Origin of the sequence: Lactobacillus sp. (assembly GCF_051893255.1) — a bacterium.
Taxonomy (GTDB): Bacteria; Bacillota; Bacilli; order Lactobacillales; family Lactobacillaceae; genus Lactobacillus.
This window is the reverse complement of record NZ_JBJFHB010000028.1, coordinates 16990-41362: the sequence shown is the minus strand read 5'-3', so window position 1 is coordinate 41362 and position 24373 is coordinate 16990. Positions and strand designations below refer to the sequence as shown.

Below are 24373 nucleotides of genomic sequence, written 5' to 3'. Positions count from 1 at the left end.
CACGATCACGCTGGCTAAAACTCCCGCGGCCAACAGCCACAAGAGGGCTGGATTGGCATGCGCCGCCTGGTAGCCTTTTTGCCACATGGCCAGGATCTGCCCGATCAGCCAGCGGAAACTGCCAACGACGATGCCGGCCACTACGCCCACGACCAAGGCTTCAAATAATAAGCGCAAGTTGGATTTGCGCGTTTGTTTGTCTTCACTCTCCATAAAATGTTTGCCCACCTTATTTTTGAATATAAATTAAGGATAAACTTTTTCGTCAAACATGTAAAATCCACCTTACGGCTTCGATCTTGTCCGGTTTCTGATCCAAACCGAATTGACCAAGACAAATAACAATATTTGTTAAAATATGCACCATTTTTCCGATGAAATGCAAAAAGAGTGAAACTTTCCAACGAAGTTTCACTCTTTTTATCAATACTGTTTGTTATTTTTCTTCGTACCATTCAGTGTGGTAAACGCCCTCGCGGTCGTTTCTCAGGTAAGTGTGGGCACCGAAGTAGTCTCTTTGTGCCTGGATCATGTTAGCTGGCAGGCTTGGGTTGAAGATGGATTCCAGGTAGTTGACTGCCGCACTCAAGCTTGGAGTAGGAATGCCGGCTTGGCTAGCCAGTTCCACTACTTGCTTCAAGGCTGGCAGGTTGGCTTCCATCACGCCCTTGAAGTATGGGTCTTGGAAGAGGTTGTCCAGTTCCTTGCCGTCAGCGTAGGCATCTTCAATATGGTACAGGGTCTTGGCGTGGATGATGCAGCCAGCTTCCCAGTTTTGGGCGATGGCTGGGTATTGCAAGGTCCAGTTGTAGGCCTTGGCCGCCATGGTCATTTGCTGGAAGCCTTGAGCGTAAGCCACGATTTGAGCCAGGTAAAGAGCCTTACCCAAGTTGTCAACCAAGTCGCTTGGCACGCTGCCTTCGTAAGCAACTTCCTTGCCTTCCCGGGTAGTTGCCTTGGACATGAAGCGGGCCAATACGGCTTCAGCTACCACCGTAATTGGCGCACCCAACTTGATGGCATCTTCCAGCATCCAGTTGCCAGTCCCCTTGTAAGAAGCTACATTCAGGATGTGGTCGATCACATCGTCATCAGTCAGGTCATCTTTTTGCCGCAAGACCTTAGAAGCGATTTCGATCAAGTAGGCGTTCAAGTCGCCCTTGTCCCATTCAGCGAAGATGTCAGCCATCTTTTCATTAGAAAAATGAGCTGCCTTGCGCATGATGTCGTAAACTTCAGAAATTTCTTGCATGATGGCATATTCCATGCCGTTGTGGACCATCTTGACATAGTGGCCGGCACCTTCTGGCCCAATGTAGGAAACGCAAGCCCGGCCATCCTTGGTCTTGGCAGCCATTTCCGTCAAGATTGGGGCTACTTCATCGTAAGCTTCCTTATCGCCGCCTGGCATCAAGGCTGGGCCGTTCAAGGCGCCTTCTTCACCGCCAGAAACACCCATGCCGATGAAATGCAAGCCGTGCTTAGCCAATTCGTGGTAGCGGCGGTTGGTGTCGTTGTAGTTGGAGTTGCCACCGTCGATGATGATGTCGCCCTTGTCCAAAAGCGGGATCAATTTTTGAATGGTTTGGTCAACAGGATCGCCGGCCATGATCTGAACTAAGATCTTACGCGGCTTTTCCAAAGAGTTGACGAATTCTTCCCAAGTATAGCAAGGCTTCAGCTTGTCATCTTCGTACTTTGCCAAAGCGTCGACTTCTGGCTTGTCGATACTAAAGCCGGAAACTGAGAAGCCGTGATTTCTAACGTTGAGGGCCAAGTTCTTGCCCATGACCGATAAGCCGATCACACCAAATTGTTGCATGAGTCTACCTCCTAGTATGTCTAACATACTTATTATACTTTTAAGCACAAAAAAAGCGAAACCTTAGGTCTCGCTTTTTTATTTATGTAGGCAAAAATTAGTGAGAAGCGCCTGAAGTAGTGTCAGGAGCGTTTTCTGGAACTGAAGCACTTGAAGTTGCTTGAACGTTCAAAGCTTCTGCCTTGTCTTCAGCGTGGCCAGAAGCTGCTGAAGCTGCGTCTACTTCCAAGCCAAACTTTTCAGCAAAGTATGAGAATGGGTGAAGAGCTTCTGCGTGGTAGTACTTCACGAATTCTGGGTCGTCCAGAGTGTTAAGTTCAGTTGAGTAAGCCATGTGCTTAGTGTACTTAACGTCGATGAAGGCTGGGCCATCCATCTTCTTCCATTCCTTAACAGCGGCTTCGAATTCAGCCTTGTCGCGAACAGTGAAGGCCTTCATGTTCATACCTTCAGCAACCTTAGCCCAGTCGTTGTCTGGAAGGATAACGCCTGAAAGTGGTTGGTTTGATTCGTCGCGTTGTTCAGCTTCGATGTAGCCCAAAGTTTCGTTAGTGAAGACTACAGTCAAAACGTGCATGTTGTAACGAGCGATAGTCAACAATTCTTCGCTCATCATTGCGAAGCCACCGTCACCAGCAAGGTGCCATACTTCACGGTCTGGGTAAGCAGTTGCGGCTGCCAAAGCAGCAGGTGCGCCATAACCCATAGTTGCGTGAAGGCCAGAAGTAGTCCAGCGTTGCTTGCCGTTCATGTTGAGCAGACGTACGTGGTCCATGTTGACGTTACCAACGTCAATAGCGAAGACAGCGTTGTCTGCAGCTTCCTTGTTGATTACGTCCCAGATTGGTTCTTGACGTACACGGCCTTCGTCCTTCAAGTGGTCATCCTTGAAGCTGTCAAGCCATGCATCCCATTCTTCACGGTCAGCCAAAGCAGCCTTGTAAAGTGGTGATTCTTCACGAGCTTCACCAGCGTCGATCAAAGCACGCAAGCTCTTCTTAGCGTCTGCCAAGATTGAAACGTCTACTGAGTGACGCTTGCCTTGCTTTTCTGGGTCAACGTCGATTTGGATAACCTTAGCGTTCTTAGGGAACCACAATACTGAGAATGGTGAGTTGTTACCAACCCAAACTACCAAGTCAGTGTGGCCTTGAACTTCGTTAGGAGCCTTAGCACCGATACGGCCGATAGTACCAAGGTAAGCCTTGAATGAGTCTTCAACGATACCCTTACCAAGGTATGATGACATCATTGGCATCTTGAACTTGTCTGAGAATTCCTTCAATTCGTCAGCAGCCTTTTCAGCGCCCAAACCGAAGTAAACAACTGGGTTCTTAGCTTCCTTGATCAACTTAGTAGCTGCTTCGATTGATTCAGCAGTTGGTGCTGCGTAGTTGTCAGCAGTGTGGTTTGAAGCTGATACGCGGTAGTTGTCTTCGATTTCTTGCCAACCAAAGTCCTTAGGAATTACCAAAACAGCTGGACCCTTCTTAGCGTAAGCTTGACGAATAGCAGTGTCCATCAATACTGGCAAAGCTTCCTTAGTCTTAGCTTGGTGTACCCAAACTGCAACATCACGGAACCAAGGCATTTCGTCAAAGGCTTGGAAGAAGTTGATGTCTTGACGAGGAGTTGGAACGTTGGCTACCAAAGCAACCATTGGAGTCTTGTCGTACTTTGCGTCGTACAAACCGTTCATCAAGTGAATTGCACCAGGGCCAGCTGAACCCATGCAGACACCCAATTTGCCAGTCAGCTTGTATTCAGCTGAAGCAGCCAAAGCGCCAGCTTCTTCGTGACGAACTTCGATGAACTTAACCTTGTCTTGCATTTCGTAGATAGCGTTCATCGTTGAGTCAAATGAACCACCTGGGAAACCGTAAAGGTGGTCAATGCCCCACTTGTACATAACATCTAAAACGGCGTTAGCGCCCTTAATTTTTGCCATAAGTGAAATCTCCTTAAAAAATATTACTTACACTCTTTTATTAAATCACATTTTTTCACTTTTGCAAGTGCTACCAATTCCCGATATGACGGGAATTAAGCATTTTTAAAGCTAGTGAATTCACAAACTTGAGGACTTTGTGAAAAAAAGCTATAAAATGCTTGGATTTAACATTGTGAATTATTAGCTAACTTTAGAAATTTCTTTTTAGGTAAATTTTTTATTATTTTTTGAAAAAGTATAAAGACAGTCGATTATTTTAAGTAAAAAAAGCGGTTAAGCCCCTAGGGACTTGACCGCTTGACTACATGGACGTGATAAAGTAATTCATGCCGCAAAAGGCAATAATAATGATCACTGCTCCGGCGATACCGATGTTCCGCGCTGTCCGCCGGTGACCAGCTCTGGCAGCAATGGTCATGATTACGGCTATAGCGACAATGAAGATAACAATTATTGTAAAGAAGTAATCTAGTGTTGACATCGTACTCTCCTTTTTGACCCTAATTTTATTCTGGAATAGCAAGCAAATCAAGATGGTGATATAATTTTTTAATTATAAAGTTCTATTTCCCTAAATTTTCTAAAAAGAAGGTAGATTGCTTGAATTCCATTAAAAAGTTAGTCAGTTGGCTTGGTGGATTAGTCTTGATCATTCTATTTGGTCTAGTCTTAATCACCCTCTACAATGCCTACTACTGCTTCGGTCCCATGATTTTTGGTGAGCACCTCGCTAGTGCCAGCAGCCAATTCTGGTTCGCAGAGTTGCTGCTTGGCGGTAGCTACACCGTAGTTGTCTTGCTTATTGCTATCGGAACTAAGCTCACTAGAAAGCACAAAAACAATTGAGAGATTACTCTCATTTTTTATCTACTTAAAAAAGCGATATGCATCCCCCACAGCAAAAAAGGCGAACCCCACCGGGTTCGCCTTTTAACTTACTTCTTCACTCTAGCAAACTTGCCGTTTTGCACGTAGACGCTCAAAATGGCCAGGTCGGCTGGGTTAACCCCAGAGATCCGCTCAGCTTGCGCCAGGGTTTCTGGCCGAATCTTGGCAAACTTTTCGCGGGCTTCCGTTGCTAGGCCTTCGATTTGATCATAGTCCAGATCCTTCGGGATCTTCTTGGCTTCTTGCCGGCGCAGGCGGGCAACTTGAATTTCCTGTTTCTTGATGTAGCCGGCATACTTGGTGTCAATTTCCACCTGTTCCTTGACGTAGCGGTCGCCTGCCAGCTTGTGGCCAGTCAGTCTTTCCACGTCTTCTACCATCACCTTTGGCCGGCGCAAGAAGGCTTCTGCCTTAACGCCGCCATTTAGCTGGCTTTCGCCCAGCCCTGACAAAAATTCGTTTACCGCCATGGTTGGGTGCACCGTGATTTCCTTTAACTGATCCAGGTCTTCCTGGATCAGCTTTTTCTTTTCTTCAAAAGCGGCATAGCGGTCGTCATCGATCAGGCCCAAATCATGCCCTTTTTCTGTCAAGCGGAGGTCGGCGTTGTCGTGGCGCAGCAGCAAGCGGTATTCAGCTCTACTGGTCAAGAGCCGGTAAGGCTCTTCCGTCCCCTTGGTTACCAGGTCATCGATCAAAACGCCGATGTAGGCTTCGTCCCGGCCCAGGGTGAAGCCTGGCTTGTCTTGGGCACTGAGTGCAGCGTTAATCCCGGCAATCAGGCCCTGGCCGGCAGCTTCTTCATAGCCGGACGTCCCATTCATCTGCCCGGCCGTAAACAGGTGCTTGATGGTCTTGGTTTCCAGGGTGTGAGTTAATTGCCATGGGTCGATCACGTCGTATTCAATGGCATAGCCCGGCCGCATCATTTCTACGTTTTCTAGGCCTTCCACCGTGTGCAGCATGTCCAGCTGCACTTCTTCTGGCATCGAAGTCGAAAAGTCCCCAACGTAGATTTCTTCCGTATTCTTGCCTTCTGGTTCTAGGAAGATCTGGTGGCGATCCTTGTCCGCAAAACGCACAACCTTGGTTTCAATGGATGGGCAGTAGCGGGGCCCAACGCCGACGATGTCGCCTGAGAACATTGGCGATCTGTCCAAGTTGGCGTTGATGATGGCGTGAGTCTTAGGGTTAGTGTAGGTCATCCAGCAGGAAATCTGGTTGGTCAAGTAGTCTTCGTCCTTGCTGGTAAAGGAGAAGTGGCGCGGCTCCTTGTCGCCTGGTTCTTCTTCAGTCTTAGAGTAGTCGATCGTGTTCTTGTTAACCCGAGGCGGCGTCCCAGTCTTGAAGCGGCGGAGCTTAAAGCCCAGTCTTTCCAGGTTTTCTGACAATTTGACCGCCGGAATCGTGTTATTAGGACCAGAAGAGTAGTTGAGTTCCCCGATAAAAATCCGCCCGCGAGCAGCCGTCCCCGTGGTCAAGACCACGCTCTTAGCATGGTAGCTGGCCCCGGTGTTGGTGATGACGCCCTTGCAGACGCCATCTTCCACGATCAGGTCGTCCACGATCGCCTGGCGCAGGGTCAGGTTTGGCGTATTTTCGATGGTCTTCTTCATTTCTTCGTGGTAGTCCCACTTGTCGGCTTGCGCTCTTAAGGCACGGACAGCTGGGCCCTTGCCCGTATTCAGCATCCGCATCTGGATGTAGGTCTTGTCGATGTTTTTGCCCATTTCCCCGCCAAGAGCGTCAATTTCCCGGACTACCGTCCCCTTGGCTGGCCCCCCAACTGAGGGGTTGCATGGCATAAAGGCCACCATGTCCAGGCCAATGGTCAAAAGAAGCGTCTTTTGCCCCATCCGGGCGCTAGCCAGCGCGGCTTCGCTGCCCGCGTGGCCGGCACCAACCACGATAACGTCATATTCATTTGAAACATAAGTCTTCATGTGAAAAAATCCTTCTTTACTGTTTCTGTCTCTAACCCTTACTTACCCAAGCAGAATTGACTGAAGAGGTCGTTGATTAATTCATCCGGTGCACTTTCCCCGGTGATCTCGCCTAAGGTCTCCCAAGCGCCGGTAAAGTCGATCTGGACGAGGTCCAGCGGCATCCCTGACTCAAGGCCAGTTTCCACGTCTGCCAGCTGCTGCTTGGCCTTGGCCAGAAGGCCTGCTTGCCGCTGGTTGGTCACCAGAACTTGGTCATTAGAATTTTCAATCCCCTTGAAAAAGAGCTTCTTGATCAAGTTTTCCAGCCCGTCCAGGTTTTCTTTTTGCAAAATAGAGGTCGTGATCACGTCGCTACCAGTCTCTTTCGCAATTTGGTCTGCCGACAGCTTAGCCCCTAAGTCGGTCTTGTTCAAGACGATGATCCGCTTTTTGCCAGCAGTATATTCCAAAAGATCCCGGTCTTCCTTGGTCAGGTCCTGGCTGGAGTCTAGCAAAAGCAAGATCAAGTCGGCCTTTTCAATCGCCTTTTTAGACCGCTCCACCCCGATCTTTTCCACCGTGTCTTCAGTATGGTGGATGCCGGCCGTGTCGATCAATTCTAGCGGTACGCCCTTCACTGACACGTATTCTTCCAGGGTGTCCCGGGTCGTGCCCGCTACGTCCGTCACAATGGCCTTGTCGCTTTGGGTCAGGTAGTTAAGCAAAGATGACTTGCCGACGTTTGGCCGGCCGACAATGGCCGTTTTTAGCCCGTTTCTGAGGATCTGACCCTCTTGGGCGGTCTCCAGCAACTTGTCAATCTTTTCGCCAACGCTGTGCACGCAGCCCAGCATCTTTTGCCCAGTTACTTCTTCTTCGTCGTATTCTGGGTAGTCGATGTTGACTTCGACATTGGCCAAAACGTCCAGGATTTCCTGCCGCAGGGCGCGAATTTCGGTGAGCAGGCCCCCTTCCAGCTGCTTAACGGCCACTTGCCGGGCCTTGTCGGTCTTGGCCCGGATGATGTCCATCACGCTTTCAGCCTGGGTCAAGTCGATCCGGCCGTTGACAAAGGCCCGCTTGGTGAATTCACCGGGATCCGCCATTCTGGCCCCGTTAGCCAAAAGCAGCTGCAAGATGTCGTTAGTAACCACAATCCCGCCGTGACAGTTGATTTCCACCGTGTCTTCTTTGGTAAAAGTCTTCGGCGCCAGCATTACGGAAGCCATGACTTCGTCGATCACCTGGCCGCTGGCAGGATCCACAATGTGGCCATAGTTGATGGTATGGCTGGCCACCTGGGTCAAGTCCTTGCCCTTAAAAACTTTATTGGCAATCTCAACTGCATCTTCACCGGAAACTCTGACGATGGAGATGCCGCCTTCGCCCAAGGGAGTTGAGATTGCGGCGATTGTATCAAATTCAGTTAATCTTTGCACCATCACTAGTACCTCATTTTTTTCAATAAAAAAAGTGCAATTTCCACCATATGAAATGATGGATAAAGCACTTTCACTACTTTATCTAAAAAGTTTTAGATGAATGTTCAATTTGATTACTTGCGCTTCTTGCCGGCGCGCTTGTAGGCCTTTCTGATCTTGCGCTTGCGCTCTCTTTCAGCCTCAGCCTTTTCCTCTTGCTCCCGCTTGTACTTAAACGGATTTTGCAAGACCAGGGTTTGAACAACCTGGAAGAGGTTGGAAATTACCCAGTAAAGGGAGATGGCTGATTGGAAGACCACTGCCCAGACACCGACCATGATGGCCATGATGTAGCTCATTGCCTTGGTCATCGTCGTCTGGGAAGACTTCGGCGTAGACAAGGTCATGATATAAGAGGACAAGAAGGTAAAGCCCGCTGCTAAAATTGGCAAGACGTAGTATGGGTCTGGCTTGCCCAGGTCCATCCACAAGAATTTACCGTTTTGCAGTTCTGGCGTCCGCCAAATGGCTTGGTACAGCGCCCACATAACTGGCAGCTGGATCAGCATTGGCAAGCAGCCTGCGTACGGGTTAACCCCAGCTTCTTTATAAAGCTTTTGGGTTTCTTCGTTCAGCTTTGTCTTGGTTTCCAGGTCGCTGCCAGAATACTTTTCTTGCAGAGCCTTCAATTCCGGCTGAACGTCTTGCATCTTCTTGGTTGAGTTGATTTGCATCGCATTCAGCGGCAGCAAGATCACCCTGATGATGACCGTGAAGATCACAATGGCCCAGCCATAGCTGCCCCCGCATACCTTGGCAATCCATAGGACGAATTGAGATAGGTAGTAAACTACCCAAGCATCCCACCAATTGCTGGAGTTATGCGAAATCGGCGTTGGCTTTTGCGTTGTTTGATTTGCACAGCCAGTAAGCATCAGGGCAAACACCGCGGTCAGTGCTAGCAAAGCCAAAAGCTTCTTAGTACTTTTCTTCGATAAGATGTCCTTCACTATTGTTCCTCTTTATTTGGCACTTCTTCAATGACATGGGCCAAAGTCAGCGCGTGAAGCAGGTTCTTCCGCGCCTGTTCCCAATCAAAATCGCGAGCGTAGGGTCTGGCAATCACCAAAAAATCCATGTGGGGGTCAATTAGCCCCTTGTTTTCGGTCAAGACCGCCCTAATGTAGCGCTTGAGGCGATTGCGAACCACTGCCGTATGACCGACCTTCTTGCCTACGGAAATGCCGACGCGGAAGTGCCGGTTTTCTTCGTTAGGCAGCGTGTAGATCACAAAGGCACGGTTGGCGATTGAAGTCCCCTGCTCAAAGACCTTCTGAAAATCCTGTTCAGATTTAACTCGATATGACTTCCTCAAAGCTCAGTCCACTCTCAGATATTAAAAAAACCACTGGGATTCAGTGGCTTAAGCAGATAATACTTTTCTACCCTTTGCACGGCGTCTAGCCAATACCTTGCGGCCGTTGCTCGTAGCCATACGCTTCATGAAGCCGTGTACGCGTGAACGGTGACGCTTCTTAGGTTGGTAAGTTCTCTTAGTTGACATATATTTGCACCTCCATTTTTTAGTGCTACGTGCACAATTTCTTATCTAGAATATCACGGAAATGAAAAAAAGCCAAGCCCTAAATGCAAAAGTTTGCGCCTTTTTCCTTTTAAGGGTCCAAAATCCTGCCTATTTTTTCTCCCCACTTGTGGACAGTTTTCCCAATCGAAAAAATTTTTTCTGAGTCTGTCAACAGGCTTTTGAACCCACTTATCCACAGTCCACACCATGTTCAAAACTTTTTAGACAGCCTGTGGACAACTTCTGGTATACTGGACTCGGTCCTTACGCCCTCTAGGCAACTTTATCCACAAATTTACTCCACAAGGATGATTTTTGATAAAATTATCACCAGTATCAACACAATTCAATTTTAGCTTTGTCCACAAGCTGTGGATTCTGGATTTCTTTTTCCCACCTGTGGAAAACTGCTTCAGATAATGCTAAAATTATTTTGCAAAAAATTTTTTTGGAGGGAATGTATTTGTTCGATTTAGCAAAATTCTGGGAGAGCTTCAACGCAGAAATGCGCTCCGAATTTAATGAAGTCTCCTACAACGCTTGGTTTAAAAATACTAGGCCCGTTTCCTTTAACAAAGGCACGCATGAATTGGTAATCTCCGTCCAAACCCCCGTGGCAAAGGGGTATTGGGAGCAAAACATCTCCGCTAGACTGCTGCAAGCCGCCTACGCCTACGCTGGCATCGACATCTATCCAGTCTTCGTCGTCGATGAAGACACAAATAATAGTGAAAGAATGGTGCAGCCGCAGAAAAGAGAAGCGCCAGCGCCAAAAGCGGCGCCGGCTGCGAGTTCAAGAGAATTTACCAAAGACCTGCGCTTAAACGAGAAGTATACCTTCGACAACTTTATTCAAGGTGAGGGCAATAAGTTGGCCGCTGGGGCCGCCATGGCCGTTGCCGATGACCCCGGCACTTTTTACAACCCCTTGTTCATCTTTGGGGGCGTGGGGCTGGGTAAGACCCACTTGATGCAGGCCATCGGCCACCAGATGCTGGCTGAGAACCCGGATGCCAAGGTCGTCTACATTCAAAGTGAGACTTTTGTCAACGACTTCATCAATTCCATCAAGAACAAGACCCAGGAAAAGTTCCGCGAGAAATACCGGACAGCCGACCTGCTCTTGGTGGACGACATCCAGTTCTTCGCTAAGAAAGAGGGGATTCAGGAAGAATTCTTCCATACTTTTGAAACTCTCTATAATGATAAAAAGCAGATCGTCATGACCAGTGACCGCCTGCCAGCCGAAATTCCGGACCTGTCAGAGCGGCTGGTTTCCCGCTTTGCCTGGGGCTTGCAAGTTGAAATTACGCCGCCAGACCTAGAAACTCGGATCGCCATTTTGCGGAAAAAAGCCGAATCTGAAGGCCTCGACGTCGATGAAAGCACGCTGGACTATGTTGCAAGCCAGGTTGACACCAACATCCGGGAGCTGGAAGGGGCCCTGGTCAAGGTCCAGGCGCAAGCCACCATTCAAAAGCAGGACATCAATATCGGTTTAGCCCGCTCGGCTCTAGCCGACTTAAAACTGGTTCAAAAAAGCCGCGGCCTGCAGATCTCCAAGATCCAAGAGGTCGTAGCCAACTACTTCCAAACCACGGTCGCCGATATTAAGGGGAAAAAGCGCGTCCGGCAGATCGTCATTCCGCGCCAAATCGCGATGTACCTGTCCCGGGAACTAACCGATGCCAGCTTGCCTAAGATCGGCCAGGAATTTGGCGGCAAGGACCACACGACCGTCATGCACGCCTGCGACAAGATTGCCCGCCAGATCAAAACTGATACGGAAATCAAATCTGCCGTGTCTGACCTGCGGCAAATGCTGGAAAGATAGGAAAATGGGCCCAGTTGAAAAAGTGTGGACAGGTCTTAGATTTATCCACATGTTGATAACAAGCGAAATCTTGCTTTAGCAAGTCCGCTTGGACTTTTCCACAGAATTCACAGGCCCTACTACTACATCTACTTAAATATAATAATAAGAATAATAAAGAAACCTGCTCAAGGAGGAAACGATGAAGTTTACTGTCAACCGCAGTTATTTTATTAACAATTTAAATTCTGTTTTAAAAGCCACCTCATCTCGCAGCACCATTCCAATTTTGGAAGGGATCAAGATGGTCTTGACTGATGAAGGCTTAGTCATGACTGGGAGCAACACCGACATCTCAATCGAACTCTTAGTTCCAAAGTCTGATGACCTGCAAATCGCGTCAACTGGTGAAATCGTCGTTCGGGCCCACCTCTTTAGCGACATTGTCCGCAAGTTGCCAGGCAAGGACTTTACCTTTGACGTCCAAGAAGGGAACCAGATCAAGATCACGTCAGAGCACGCTGAATACATGATCAACGGCTTAGATCCAAGTGCTTACCCGCGCCTGCCAGAAATCAGCGATGACCAATCCTTCGCAATTTCTGCCAAGACCTTAAGAGAACTGATTACCCAGACTGTTTTCGCCGTGGCCACTGATAATAGCCGTCCAACCTTGACTGGGGTCAGCTTTACTTTTAGCCAAAAGCAAATCAAGGCGGTGGCAACTGACTCTCACCGTCTGTCTCAACGGGTAGTTGGCGTTGATAATGGTCCAAGCGAAGACTTGTCCTTGATTATCCCTGGCAAAAATCTGCAAGAACTGGCCCAGCTGATCGCGGATGCAGACGAAGACTTGAAGGTCTTCTTGGGCGACAGCCAAGTCCGCTTTGACTTTGACAACCTGTCCTTTTACACCCGCCTGCTTGAAGGGGCTTATCCAAACGTGGACCGCCTGCTTCCAGCAACGTCATCGACCAGCGTGCAGTTCCACGTATCTGACCTCCTCAGTGCCTTGAGCCGGGCCAGCCTGGTGACCCACGTTAACCGGACCAATGCCGTGCAAATGGAAATTGATGCTGAAAATAACCAAGTTAACCTGACTGGTAATTCTCCAGACCTGGGCAAGGTGGAAGAAACTGTAGAAAACCTGGGCATTGAAGGGAAGAGCTTGACTATTTCCTTTAACCCTGATTACATGAGTGCCGCTTTAAGAGCTTCTGTAACTGACATTGTGGTCATCAACTTCACCGAAGCCCTGCGCCCATTCACGGTTGTGCCAAATGATAACGAGATTGATTTTATTCAGCTGATTACCCCAATCAGAACCTTCTAATTTTAAAATTAGGAAAAGCCACTCATTCTGAGTGGCTTTTTTTATGCAAAAAACGCCTATAAGGGCTTATTTTGGCTTGTATAAGTTTTTACCGCCAATATGTGGCATGATACTAAAAAGGGAAATCGGGCCGTAGAGGCCCTAAAAATGGCTTTTTTGATTGAGTTTTTCCCGAAAAACGACTATAATTTATAGATGGAATACTAGTTTTTTATTGTTGAAGGTGAAGGCTTATCAAAACTTTTGCGATTAACGGTGAATTCATCACCCTCGGTCAATTTCTCAAAGATGAATGTATTGTTTCCTCTGGCGGTCAAGCCAAGTGGTACCTGCGGGAAAATCCCGTGGTGCTCAATGGTGAAAGCGAAGACCGCCGGGGCAAGAAGCTCTATCCTGGCGACCGGCTGCAGGTTGCAGGAGAAACTTACGAGCTGGTTCAGGGACTTTAATGTACCTGGGGCGGTTTGTGCAAAGCGGCTTCCGGAATCTGGAGCCGCTAGATTTAACTTTTGACCCCCATGTCAATATTTTTTTAGGTGAAAATGCTCAAGGCAAGACCAATTTACTTGAGGCTATTTATTTTTTGGCCTTAAGTCGCTCGCACCGGACCAATAACGACCGGGAGCTGATCAACTTTGACCAGGATTTTGCCAGCTTGGCTGGCCGGGTCCACCAAAAGCAGGTGGACATCGACTTGCGCCTGGTAATTTCTAAAAAGGGCAAAAGCGCCTGGGTCAACCGGATTGAGCAGCCGCGGCTATCCAAGTACGTGGGCCACTTGCAGGCGATCTTGTTTTCACCAGAAGACTTGGAACTGGTCAAGGGGGCACCGGCCTTGCGTCGGCGCTTCATGGACCTGGAATTTGGGCAGGTTAATCCCGAATATCTCTACTTTGCCAGTCAATACCGTCAATCTCTGCAGCAGAGAAACAATTACTTAAAGCAGCTGGCCAAAAGAGAGGCTAGCGACAAAGTGTTGTTGAGCGTTTTAACTGAGCAAGTGGCGACTAGCGCCAGTGAAATCATTTCCCGGCGCTACCGCTACCTGGCTGGCCTCAACCGCCACGCCGCTAGTGCCTACCAGGCGATTAGCGGGGCTAGAGAGGACTTAACCGTCATCTACCGGCCTTCGGCTAAGACCATTGAGCCTGGCGATGATGCTCAGACCATCAAGGCCAAGCTGCTTGCGCGCTTTGCGGAAATTGAGGACGATGAATTGCGCCGGGCGACGACCCTCTTGGGGCCGCACCGGGATGACCTGGAGTTTCAACTGGATGGGAAGAATGCTCATCTCTTTGCCTCTCAAGGCCAGCAGCGTTCCATTGCCTTAAGCTTGAAACTAGCCGAAATTCAGCTGATCAAGGAGTTGACAGGGGATGAACCGATTCTTTTGCTCGACGACGTGATGAGCGAACTCGACCAGCATCGGCAGGCTGCCTTGCTTAACTTCATTCATGGCAAGACGCAAACCTTTATTACGACAACAGATCTGGAAGGTATTTCCCAGGAAATAGTCAAACAGCCGCGGATTTATTACATCCATGCCGGCCGCATTTTAGAAAAAGAGGAAGGGTTAAATGGCAGACGAAGATAACAAATTAACAAATGCCAAGAAGTTTGAACAAGAAGCTGACAAGTACAATGCCAGCCAGATTCAAGTCCTTGGCGGCCTGGAAGCCGTACGTAAGCGTCCAGGGATGTACATTGGCTCAACCAGTTCCCAAGGCCTGCACCACCTGGTTTGGGAAATCATCGACAACGGGATCGACGAAGCCTTGGCCGGTTTTGCGACCAAGATTGAAGTTACCGTTAACGAAGACAACAGCGTGACCGTTCAAGACGACGGCCGGGGGATCCCAGTCGACATCGAAAAGAAGACGGGCCGGCCAGCCGTAGAAACTGTTTATACCGTTTTGCACGCCGGTGGTAAGTTTGGCGGTGGCGGATACAAGGTTTCCGGTGGTCTGCACGGGGTTGGGGCCTCAGTTGTCAACGCCTTGTCTACTAAGCTGAACGTCACGGTTATGCGGGACGGCAAGAAGTACCACATTGCCTTTGACCACGGCCAGGTTGTAGAAGAATTGCACGAAGTTGGCACCGTTCCATTGACGGAACACGGCACTATTGTGCACTTTTGGCCAGACCCAGACATCTTTACCGAAACGACGGTCTTTGACGACAAGATCTTGAAGAACCGGATTCGGGAACTGGCCTTTTTGAACAAGGGCTTGAAATTGACCTTTACCGACCTGAGAAAGGACACGGCAGAAACCGATGTCTACCACTTCGAAGGCGGGATCAAGGAATACGTAGCCTTTTTAAACAAGGGCCAAGAAGTCCTCTTTAACGACCCAATCTACGTTGAAGGCAAGTACGAAGGCATCGACGTGGAAGTGGCTCTTCAATACACGACCGGCTACAAGACGACCTTGATGACTTTTGCCAACAACATCCACACCTACGAAGGCGGGATGCACGAAGCCGGCTTTAAGACGGCCTTGACTAGAGTGGTCAACGACTACGCCCACAAGGCCAAGATCTTGAAAGATGGCGACGACAACCTCTCCGGGGAAGACATCCGGGAAGGGATGACGGCAGTTGTCTCAGTCAAGCACCCAAACCCGCAATTTGAAGGGCAGACCAAGACCAAGCTGGGCAACTCAGATGCAAGAACCGCCGTTGACCGGGCCTTTTCTGAAACCTTTGCGACCTTCTTGATGGAAAATCCGCAAGAAGCCCGCAAGATCGTGGAAAAGGGGCAATTGGCCGAAAGAGCCAGAGTGGCGGCCAAGAGAGCCAGAGAAGTTACCAGAAAGAAGTCAGGTCTGGAAATCGCCAACCTGCCAGGGAAACTAGCTGATAACACCAGCAATGACCCGAACATTTCTGAGCTCTTCATCGTCGAAGGGGACTCCGCCGGTGGTAGTGCCAAGCAAGGGCGGAGCCGCTTGACGCAAGCAATTTTGCCAATCCGGGGGAAGATCTTGAACGTGGAAAAGGCTTCAATGGACCGGATTTTAGCCAACCAAGAAATCAGAACCCTGTTTACGGCCCTGGGAACCGGCTTTGGGGCGGACTTCGACGTTAACAAAGCCCGCTACCACAAGCTGATCATCATGACTGACGCCGATGTCGACGGGGCCCACATCAGAACCTTGCTGCTAACTCTGTTCTACCGCTACATGCGGCCAATGATCGACAAGGGCTACGTTTACATCGCTCGTCCGCCTCTGTACCAAGTGCGGCAGGGCAAGATCATCAAGTACCTGGATACTGACGAAGAACTCCATGACTACTTGGGAACCCTGCAGCCAAGTCCAAAGCCAATCGTGCAGCGCTACAAGGGGCTGGGGGAAATGGACGCTTCTCAATTGTGGGAAACCACGATGGACCCAGAAAACCGGCGCCTGGATCGGGTTGACCCAGAATACGCTAAAGACGCAGATGCTGTGTTTGAAATGCTGATGGGCAACGAAGTTGGCCCTAGACGGAAGTTCATCGAAGACAACGCCAAGTACGTTGAAAACTTGGATGCGTAAAGGAGAGTGTAAATGGATAATCAAGGACAAGATCGCCGAATTAGAAATGTCGATCTGACGCAAACCATGCGCAGCTCCTTCTTGGACTACGCGATGTCCGTCATCGTCGCCCGGGCTCTGCCGGACGTCCGTGACGGCTTAAAGCCTGTTCAGCGCCGGATCTTGTACGGGATGAACGAACTGGGCGTGACCCCAGACAAGCCGTATAAAAAGAGTGCCAGAATCGTCGGGGACGTTATGGGTAAATACCACCCACACGGCGACTCCTCAATTTACCTGGCCATGGCCCACATGGCTCAAGACTTTGCCTACCGCTACATGCTGGTTGACGGGCACGGCAACTTCGGTTCCGTCGATGGGGACCGGCCAGCCGCCATGCGTTATACCGAAGCCAGAATGAGCCGGATCGCAGTGGAAATGCTGCGGGACATCAACAAGAACACCATCGACTGGCAAAGAAACTACGATGACACGGAAAACGAGCCAACCGTTTTGCCAGCCCGGATTCCTAACCTTTTGGTCAACGGTTCTAGCGGGATCGCGGTCGGGATGACTACCAATATTCCGCCGCACAACCTGAAGGAAGTTATTTCTGGCATCCACATGCTGATGAAGGATCCAGACGTGACGACCCGGGAATTGATGAAGGCTATTCCTGGTCCTGACTTCCCAACTGGCGGGATCTTGATGGGCCGAAGCGGCGTTTTGCATGCCTATGAAACGGGCAAGGGCAACATCGTCGTTCGGGCCAAGACTGAAATTGAAACCGAAAAGAGCGGCCGGGAAAGAATCGTCGTGACCGAAATTCCATTCCTGGTCAACAAGGCAGAACTGGTTCAAAAGATTGCTGAACTGGCCCGTGACAAGGTGATCGACGGGATTACCGGCATTCGGGACGAATCTGACCAAAGCGGGATGCGGATCACCATCGACGTGCGCCGGGATGCCAGCGCCAGCGTGGTCTTGAACAACCTCTTCAAGGAAACCCAGATGCAGTCCAACTTCGCCATGAACATGGTGGCCATCGTCGATGGTGCACCGAAGTTTTTGACCTTGAAGGAAATGCTGCAGCACTACCTGGCCCACCAAGAAGACGTCATCACTCGCCGGACCAAGTTTGACTTGGACAAGGCTGAAGCCCGGGCCCACATCCTGGAAGGCTTGCGGATTGCCCTTGACCACATTGACGAAATCGTCAACTTGATCAGAAATTCTGAATCAAGCGATATCGCTAAAGCTGGCTTGATCAGCCGCTTCAAGTTAGACGACCGCCAAGCCCAAGCCATCTTGGACATGCGGCTGGTTCGCCTGACAGGCTTGGAAAGAGACAAGGTTGAGGCTGAATACCAAGACCTTTTGGTCAAGATTGCAGACTACAAGGACATCTTGGCTAAGCCAGAACGAATCGACCAAATCATCTACGATGAACTGCTTGACATCCAAAAGCGGTTTGGCGACAAGCGCCGGACCCAGATTACGGCTAGCGAAGTCGTTACTTTGGAAGATGAAGACTTGATCGAAGAGCAAAATGTCTTGCTGACTTTGACCCACCAAGGCTACATCAAGCGGATGCTGATCGACGACTTCAAGACCCAAAACCGCGGTGGCCGCGGGATCAAGGGGATGGGCGTCCAAAAGGGCGACTTTATCGAGCACCTGCTCTACTCCAGCACCCACGACTACCTGCTCTTCTTCACCAACAAGGGCAAGGTCTACATGAAGAAGGCCTACGAAATCCCAGAATTTGGCCGCAATGCCAAGGGCTTGCCAATCGTCAACCTCTTGCAGCTGGAAAAGGGCGAGCACATCCAAACCATGGTCAACGTGCCAAAGAGCAACAATGACGATGACGGGTACGCCTTCTTTATCACCAAGCTGGGCACGGTCAAGAAGACCAAGCTGAGCGAGTTTGAAAACATCAGAACCAACGGCTTGATCGCCTTGACCCTGAAAGACGGCGACGAATTGTCCAACGTTTTGGCAACCGATGGCAGCCAAAACATCTTTATCGCTACCCACCAAGGCTACGCTGTAACCTTTAACGAAAAAGACGTCCGGTCCATGGGCCGGAGCGCTGCCGGGGTTCGCGGCATCAACTTAAGAGAAGGCGACTACGTGGTCGGCTCAGGCGTTTTAAAGGCTGAAGACGAAGTCTTGACCATCTCCGAAAAGGGCTATGGCAAGCGCACGCCTGCTACGGAATACCCAGTCAAGGGCCGGGGCGGCAAGGGGATCCAAACCGCCAAGATCGGTCAAAAGAACGGTCCTTTGGCCGGCGTAGCGGTAGTCGACGGCAAGAGCGACATTATGCTGATCACGACTGACGGGATCATGATTCGCTTCAAGACCAGCGACGTGTCCCAAACGGGCCGCTCCACGATGGGGGTTCGCCTGATCAAGGTTGATGAAGGCAACTCCGTGGCTAGTCTGGCAGTGGTGCCTGCTGAAGAAGATGACAGTGCAAGTGATGCTGAAAATTCTGAAACTGAAGCAGAAAGCACTGAAAACAGCGAAAACTAGTTTTTACAGATCTTGAAACCCGGATGAAATACAAAAATATACGGGAAATAAAAAAATTATCGGACTTTTTGGCGTAATAATAAGTGGAGGGAAAAAACTCTCCGGATCACGTGTAAAAAAGTTTGGTAATTTTTTGTTTTTTGTGCTAGAATTAAGCATTGCGAGTAATTAGATCAAATTACTCCTTGTTCTTGATTTTAGCAAGAACCATTTAGTCCAAAAGGAGGTGCAATAGTCCATGACAACCAAGTACGAAATTACTTACATCATCAAGCCAGACGTTGATGACGAAGCAAAGAAGGCCATTATTGACAAGTACACTAAGGTGATCGCTGACAATGGTGGTGAAATGGTTGAAGCTAAGGACTGGGGCAAGCGTCGTTTCGCATACGAAATCGAAAAGTATCGTGAAGGTAGTTACTACATCATGACCTTTACTGCTACTGACGCTGCTGCCGTTAACGAATTTGCTCGTTTGAGCAAGATCGATGACTCAGTTCTGCGCTCAATGACTGTTAAGTTAGACAAGTAATTGTAGTTTTCCGTAATACAGGAATAGAAAGGAAATGAGTATGATTAATAATGTTGTACTTGTTGGCCGTTTAACACGTGATCCTGAATTACGTACCACTGGGAGTGGCATCTCGGTTGCTACGTTCACTTTAGCCGTTGATCGGCAGTTTTCCAATGCTTCAGGCCAAAGAGACGCTGATTTCATCAACTGTGTCATTTGGCGCAAGCCTGCTGAAAACTTCAGCAACTTTACGAGCAAGGGGAGCTTGGTGGGCATCGAAGGCCGCATCCAGACCAGAAGCTATGATGACAAGGACGGGAAGAGGGTTTACGTTACCGAAGTTGTAGTCGATAACTTCTCACTCCTTGAATCACGCCGCGAGCGTGAAGCCCGTCAACAAAATGGCGGTTATAATAACGGTGGCTACAGCAACAATAATGCTAATGGCGGCAACAACTTCGCAGCCAGAGGCAACAACAACTTTGCTGCTAAGAACAATACCAACAACAATGGTAACTACGCCCCGAACAACAATAGCAACGCCGGTTTCGGCAATAACCAAGCTCCAGCAGCTGGTAATGCCGCATTTAACGAAGATAACAAGCAAGACGCATTCGGCGGCAGCAACGCTAACCCATTTAGCGATACTGAAGGTCCGGTTAACGTCTCCAATGACGATCTTCCATTTTAATTAACTACTGATAGAAAGGATCTGAAGACATGCCTCAACAAAGAAGAGGTGGTCGTCGTCGTCGCAAGGTTGACTTCATCGCAGCTAACCACATCGACTACGTAGACTACAAGGATGTTGATCTGTTGAAACGTTTTATCTCAGAAAGAGGTAAAATCTTGCCACGTCGTGTCACTGGTACTAGCGCTAAGAACCAACGCAAGGTTGCTAACGCTATCAAGCGTGCTCGTATCATGGGCCTTCTGCCATTCGTAGCTGAAGACTAAGATCAAACAATAAACAAAAAGCCAAAGCTTAGCTTTGGCTTTTTTGTTTTCTCTGCTATTTTTTCTGTTTTTGGGCCGAGTAGGTTATAATGGACATAGTTTAATCTGCTTTGAAATGTGGAAGAAATTGTATGAAAAAATTTTTACGCAAGCTGGAATTGCCGGAATTCGTTAAGGACTCCCGCCTGCTCATTGCCGTTCTCAGCGTCTTTTTGCTTACGGTGATCAGCACGGTCGTTGCCTTCTTTATCAATGCGATTTTCGGCGTGGCCATGCTCCTCATCTTCATTTTGGAGATCTTCTGGGCAATTTTTGGCATTTACATTCTGGCGCAAAACACCAACGATTACGCAGCCAACCTCTCTTACCGCATCAAGCGCGGCGAGCAAGAGGCGATGATTAAGATGCCCTTGGGGATCTTGCTTTATGATGAATCAAGACACGTGCAGTGGGTCAACCCTTACCTGCAGCTGTACCTGGGCGACCAGGACGCGATCGGCAAGACCATTGAGTCTGTTGATAAAAAGCTGGGCAAGCTGGTTGACGAAGCTTTGGAGGCCAAGACCTCCCAAAGCAAGGTCGTCAAGTGGGGCGAGCGGCAGTTTGAGATGGTGGTCCAAGACTCCATCGGGGTCATCTACCTCTTGGACATCACCCGCTATGCCGATATTGCCGACAAGTACCGGGCTGAGCGCCTGGCGATCGGGCAAATTTTTATCGACAACTATGATGAGCTGAGCGAGCGCATGCACGACCAGGAGCTGGCTAGAACCAGTACCTACCTGCAGACGACCTTGAACGATTATGCTAAAAAGTTCAACTCCTTCTTGAAGCGGATCGACGAAGACCACTTCCTCTTATTGGCCCATCTGCAAGACCTAGAGGCCATGGAAGAAGACAAGTTCTCTGTCTTGGACAAGATCCGCCTGGAGACCAGCCGGAACAATACGCCGCTGACTTTGTCAGTTGGGATTGCCTACGGCGGGGAGTCTTTGAGAAAAATCGCCAATCAGGCTCAGGCCAACTTGGACCTAGCTCTTGGCCGGGGCGGGGACCAAGTTGTCTTAAGAGAATTAGGGCAAGTAGCCCGCTTTTACGGTGGCAAGTCCAACCCAATGGAAAAGCGCACCCGGGTCCGGGCTAGAATGGTCTCTCAGGCCCTTGGCGAGCTCTTTAAGGATGTTGACCAAGTCTTCGTTCAAGGCCACCAGCGGCCCGATATGGACTCTGTCGGCTCCGGAATTGGGGTGGTCAAGATCGCCCGTCTGCACGGGGTCAAGGCCCACTTTTTGCTAGATACCGAGCACTGCAACTATGACGTGGACCGGTTAGTGAAAAAGATGCAGGCTAAGAACCCTAAGCTGGACCTCTTTATCAGTCCAGAAGAGGCAAATGTGGAGGCAACGCCGAATTCCCTCTTAGTCCTGGTCGACCACTCCAAATACTCGATCACTTATGACCAGAACCTGTATAACCGGCTGAAAAATCGGATTGTGGTCATTGACCACCACCGGCGTGGCGAAGAATTCCCTGAAAACCCAATGCTGACCTATGTTGAGCCATACGCTTCTTCAGCCAGCGAACTGGTTACCGAGATGATTGAATATCAGCAGCCTGAAGAAGACAACCGGGTCTTGACCAACTTAGAAGCCACGGCCATGCTGGCGGGGATCACGGTCGACTCCAAGGAATTCTCCTTGAGAACGGGCACCAGAACCTTTGATGCGGCCAGCTACCTGCGCTCGATCGGGGCTGACTCATCCTTGGTCAGCGAGATCCTGAAAGAGGACATCTCCAGCTTCTTGGTCAGAACTCACCTGGTATCCAGCCTGCAGATGCTGCGGCCGAAGATGGCCATCATGCAGGGGCCAGAAAACAAGATCATTGACCCAATCATTACGGCCCAGGCTGCCGACACTGCCCTAGACTTAGAAGGGGTGGCAGCCTCATTTGCCATCACCAGACGAAGCAACGAGAGCATCGGCATTTCTGCCCGCTCCATGGGCAAGATCAATGTCCAAGTCATTATGGAAAAACTGGGCGGGGGCGGCCACCTGTCCAATGCGGCCACCCAGCTGAAGGGTATTAGCGTCGATGAAGCCTGTCAAAAATTATTGAGCGCCATCGATGAGTATTTAGCGGAAAACAGCTAAAATACTAGTAATAGACTTAACACGGAAAAGGAGTACGAATATGAAAGTTATTTTTATGCAAGACGTAAAGGGTAGAGGCAAGCGTGGTCAAGTGAAGGACGTGCCAGACGGCTACGCCCAAAACTACCTGATCAAGCGGGGCCTGGCTAAGGAAGCCAACAAGGGCAACCTGAACACCCTGAAGCGGGTAGAAGCCAACGAAAAGGCTGAATACGAAGCCCAAAAGGCAGCAGCTGCTGAAATCAAGAAGCAGCTGGAAGCTGACGGCACGGTCGTTGAACTCAAGTCCAAGGCCGGCAGCGACTCCCGCCTCTTTGGCTCCATCTCTAGCAAGAAGATCATCGAAGGGCTGGACAAGCAATACGGCATCAAGCTGGACAAGCACAAGCTGGAACTGCGCGAGCCAATCAAGGTTTTAGGCTACACCAACGTGCCTGTTAAGCTCTTCAAGGGCATTGAAGCCAAGGTCCGGGTACACGTTACTCAAGAAAATTAGCAAAGAAGTCGTGATTAATGGATAATCTTGTTGCGCAGCAGATTCCACATGATTCTGCTGCTGAAAAAGCAGTTTTAGGGGCCATTTTTATTGACCCAGAAGTCATTAATGACGTTAACTCGGTCTTAGAGCCCAATGATTTCTATGAACATGCTAACCGGCTGATCTATAACGCGCTGCTGGCTTTGTACGATGAGAACAAGTCCATTGACCTGGTGACCCTGCAAGAGGAGCTGAAGCGGCGCAATCAGCTGGAAGAATTAGGCGACATGGCCTATGTGTCAGAAATCCTGGCAGCGACGCCGACTTCTTTTCACGCTAAAGACTATGCCAGAATCGTCCACCAAAAGGCGATCCTGCGCAACCTGATCAACGCCAGCCAAAAGATCATCTCTAGTGCCGTTCAAGGCGCAGACAGCGTAGAAGACATCCTGACCAATGCCGAAAGCGAGATCATGAATGTCTCTAACGAAAACGGCAGCAGCGGCTTCCACAACATCGCCGACCTGGTTAAGGGGGCTGTGGACCAGATCTCCCAAAACGCCCAAAACCAGGACGTGGTTACGGGGGTGCGGACCGGCTTTAAGACCCTGGACGAAATGACGACGGGGCTGCATGAAGACGAATTGATCATCCTGGCGGCCCGGCCCGGCGTTGGTAAGACTTCTTTTGCCATGAACATCGCTAAAAACGTCGGTGTGACCGAGAAGCTGCCGGTAGCGGTCTTCTCTCTAGAAATGTCCGGCGAGCAGCTGGTGCAGAGAATGCTGGCCTCGACGGGGCTGATTGACTCCCAGCACCTCAGAACCGGGGTTTTGGAAGAAAAGGAATGGGGGCAGCTGGAAATGGCAGCCAACGTCCTAAGTCAGGCACCGATTTTTATCGACGACACGCCCGGCATCAAGATCAGCGAAATCCGGTCAGAATGTCTCGCCTTGCAAAAAGAGCAGCATGGCCTGGGCTTAGTCGTGATCGACTACTTGCAGCTGATTGAAGGGCCAAAGACGGAATCCCGGCAGCAAGAAGTCTCCGCGATCTCCCGGCAGCTGAAAAAGATGGCTAAGGAATTGCACGTGCCGGTCATTTCCCTGTCCCAGCTGTCTCGGTCAGTTGAACAAAGACAAGACAAGCGGCCGATTTTGTCTGACTTGAGAGAATCCGGATCAATCGAACAGGACGCCGACATCGTTGGCTTTTTGTACCGGGATGACTACTACCGGGATGAAGATGAAGACGACAGCGAGCCTAAGGAAGACCCAGAAAACGTTGAAGTTGAAGTCATTATCGAAAAGAACAGATCCGGTCGGCGGGGGACAGCCAATTTGATGTTCTCTAAGCCTTACAACCGCTTCTCCAACCTGGATAAGGCCCACGATAACAATCAAGGCTAACAGTAAAGCCACCGCGCGTGCGGTGGCTTTTTTGATCTCTTCAAGGTAGTATGTTGTCCCAAAAT

The 24373-nt window shown here is 49.7% G+C and carries 20 protein-coding genes and 1 pseudogene; 12 read left to right on the top strand and 9 right to left on the bottom strand.

The window, feature by feature from the left end:
- From ACI4WN_RS02760 to rpmH, 9 genes and pseudogenes are all read right to left on the bottom strand, one after another.
- A pseudogene (locus tag ACI4WN_RS02760) lies at positions 1-213 on the bottom strand (ClC family H(+)/Cl(-) exchange transporter); the annotation flags it as partial.
- Positions 214-436: 223 nt separating this feature from the next.
- Entirely contained in the window at positions 437-1822 is a 1386-nt protein-coding gene (gndA, locus tag ACI4WN_RS02755) for an NADP-dependent phosphogluconate dehydrogenase (RefSeq protein ID WP_154487168.1), read from the bottom strand.
- 97 nt (positions 1823-1919) lie between these two features.
- On the bottom strand, positions 1920-3770 hold the full coding sequence (spxB, locus tag ACI4WN_RS02750) for a pyruvate oxidase (RefSeq protein ID WP_439776867.1): 1851 nt from the start codon (positions 3768-3770) through the stop codon (positions 1920-1922).
- A gap of 304 nt (positions 3771-4074) precedes the next feature.
- Entirely contained in the window at positions 4075-4254 is a 180-nt protein-coding gene (locus ACI4WN_RS02745) for a hypothetical protein (protein WP_439776866.1), read from the bottom strand.
- 454 nt (positions 4255-4708) lie between these two features.
- Positions 4709-6604, bottom strand: coding sequence for a tRNA uridine-5-carboxymethylaminomethyl(34) synthesis enzyme MnmG (gene mnmG / locus ACI4WN_RS02740; protein WP_439776865.1), 1896 nt, complete (start codon positions 6602-6604; stop codon positions 4709-4711).
- Between the two features lie 38 nt (positions 6605-6642).
- A complete protein-coding gene (mnmE, locus tag ACI4WN_RS02735) occupies positions 6643-8028 on the bottom strand; it encodes a tRNA uridine-5-carboxymethylaminomethyl(34) synthesis GTPase MnmE (protein ID WP_439776864.1) in 1386 nt (461 codons plus the stop codon).
- 113 nt (positions 8029-8141) lie between these two features.
- Positions 8142-9017, bottom strand: coding sequence for a YidC/Oxa1 family membrane protein insertase (locus tag ACI4WN_RS02730; protein WP_439776863.1), 876 nt, complete (start codon positions 9015-9017; stop codon positions 8142-8144).
- Positions 9017-9382, bottom strand: coding sequence for a ribonuclease P protein component (gene rnpA / locus ACI4WN_RS02725; protein ID WP_008459583.1), 366 nt, complete (start codon positions 9380-9382; stop codon positions 9017-9019). The genes ACI4WN_RS02730 and rnpA overlap by 1 nt, the downstream gene beginning before the upstream one ends.
- A 48-nt stretch (positions 9383-9430) precedes the next feature.
- Positions 9431-9571: a 50S ribosomal protein L34 gene (rpmH, locus tag ACI4WN_RS02720; protein WP_008459582.1), complete on the bottom strand. Its 141-nt coding sequence runs from the start codon at positions 9569-9571 to the stop codon at positions 9431-9433.
- Positions 9572-10055: 484 nt separating this feature from the next.
- Between rpmH and dnaA the strand changes: the two genes are divergently transcribed.
- From dnaA to dnaB, 12 genes are all read left to right on the top strand, one after another.
- Complete coding sequence (gene dnaA, locus ACI4WN_RS02715; RefSeq protein WP_439776862.1) at positions 10056-11426, top strand: chromosomal replication initiator protein DnaA; 1371 nt, start codon at positions 10056-10058, stop codon at positions 11424-11426.
- A 181-nt stretch (positions 11427-11607) separates the two neighbouring features.
- Positions 11608-12738, top strand: coding sequence for a DNA polymerase III subunit beta (gene dnaN / locus ACI4WN_RS02710; RefSeq protein ID WP_439776861.1), 1131 nt, complete (start codon positions 11608-11610; stop codon positions 12736-12738).
- Positions 12739-12971: 233 nt separating this feature from the next.
- Positions 12972-13187 (top strand): S4 domain-containing protein YaaA, encoded by a 216-nt coding sequence (gene yaaA, locus ACI4WN_RS02705; RefSeq protein WP_081586474.1) that lies wholly within the window; start codon positions 12972-12974, stop codon positions 13185-13187.
- A complete protein-coding gene (gene recF / locus ACI4WN_RS02700; RefSeq protein WP_439776860.1) occupies positions 13187-14332 on the top strand; it encodes a DNA replication/repair protein RecF in 1146 nt (381 codons plus the stop codon). Before yaaA ends, recF begins: the two co-directional genes overlap by 1 nt.
- Positions 14316-16277, top strand: a complete 1962-nt coding sequence (gyrB, locus tag ACI4WN_RS02695; RefSeq protein WP_008459565.1) for a DNA topoisomerase (ATP-hydrolyzing) subunit B — start codon at positions 14316-14318, stop codon at positions 16275-16277. The genes recF and gyrB overlap by 17 nt, the downstream gene beginning before the upstream one ends.
- 12 nt (positions 16278-16289) lie before the next feature.
- Complete coding sequence (gene gyrA / locus ACI4WN_RS02690) at positions 16290-18797, top strand: DNA gyrase subunit A (RefSeq protein ID WP_439776859.1); 2508 nt, start codon at positions 16290-16292, stop codon at positions 18795-18797.
- A gap of 238 nt (positions 18798-19035) precedes the next feature.
- On the top strand, positions 19036-19329 hold the full coding sequence (gene rpsF / locus ACI4WN_RS02685) for a 30S ribosomal protein S6 (RefSeq protein ID WP_008459560.1): 294 nt from the start codon (positions 19036-19038) through the stop codon (positions 19327-19329).
- 40 nt (positions 19330-19369) lie between these two features.
- Positions 19370-20002, top strand: coding sequence for a single-stranded DNA-binding protein (gene ssb, locus ACI4WN_RS02680; protein ID WP_439776858.1), 633 nt, complete (start codon positions 19370-19372; stop codon positions 20000-20002).
- 29 nt (positions 20003-20031) lie between these two features.
- Positions 20032-20268 (top strand): 30S ribosomal protein S18, encoded by a 237-nt coding sequence (gene rpsR, locus ACI4WN_RS02675; RefSeq protein WP_003612635.1) that lies wholly within the window; start codon positions 20032-20034, stop codon positions 20266-20268.
- 131 nt (positions 20269-20399) lie between these two features.
- On the top strand, positions 20400-22421 hold the full coding sequence (locus tag ACI4WN_RS02670; protein WP_439776857.1) for a DHH family phosphoesterase: 2022 nt from the start codon (positions 20400-20402) through the stop codon (positions 22419-22421).
- Positions 22422-22461: 40 nt separating this feature from the next.
- A complete protein-coding gene (rplI, locus tag ACI4WN_RS02665; RefSeq protein WP_008459551.1) occupies positions 22462-22917 on the top strand; it encodes a 50S ribosomal protein L9 in 456 nt (151 codons plus the stop codon).
- 17 nt (positions 22918-22934) lie between these two features.
- Complete coding sequence (gene dnaB / locus ACI4WN_RS02660; RefSeq protein ID WP_009557442.1) at positions 22935-24308, top strand: replicative DNA helicase; 1374 nt, start codon at positions 22935-22937, stop codon at positions 24306-24308.
- Positions 24309-24373: the final 65 nt, after the last annotated feature.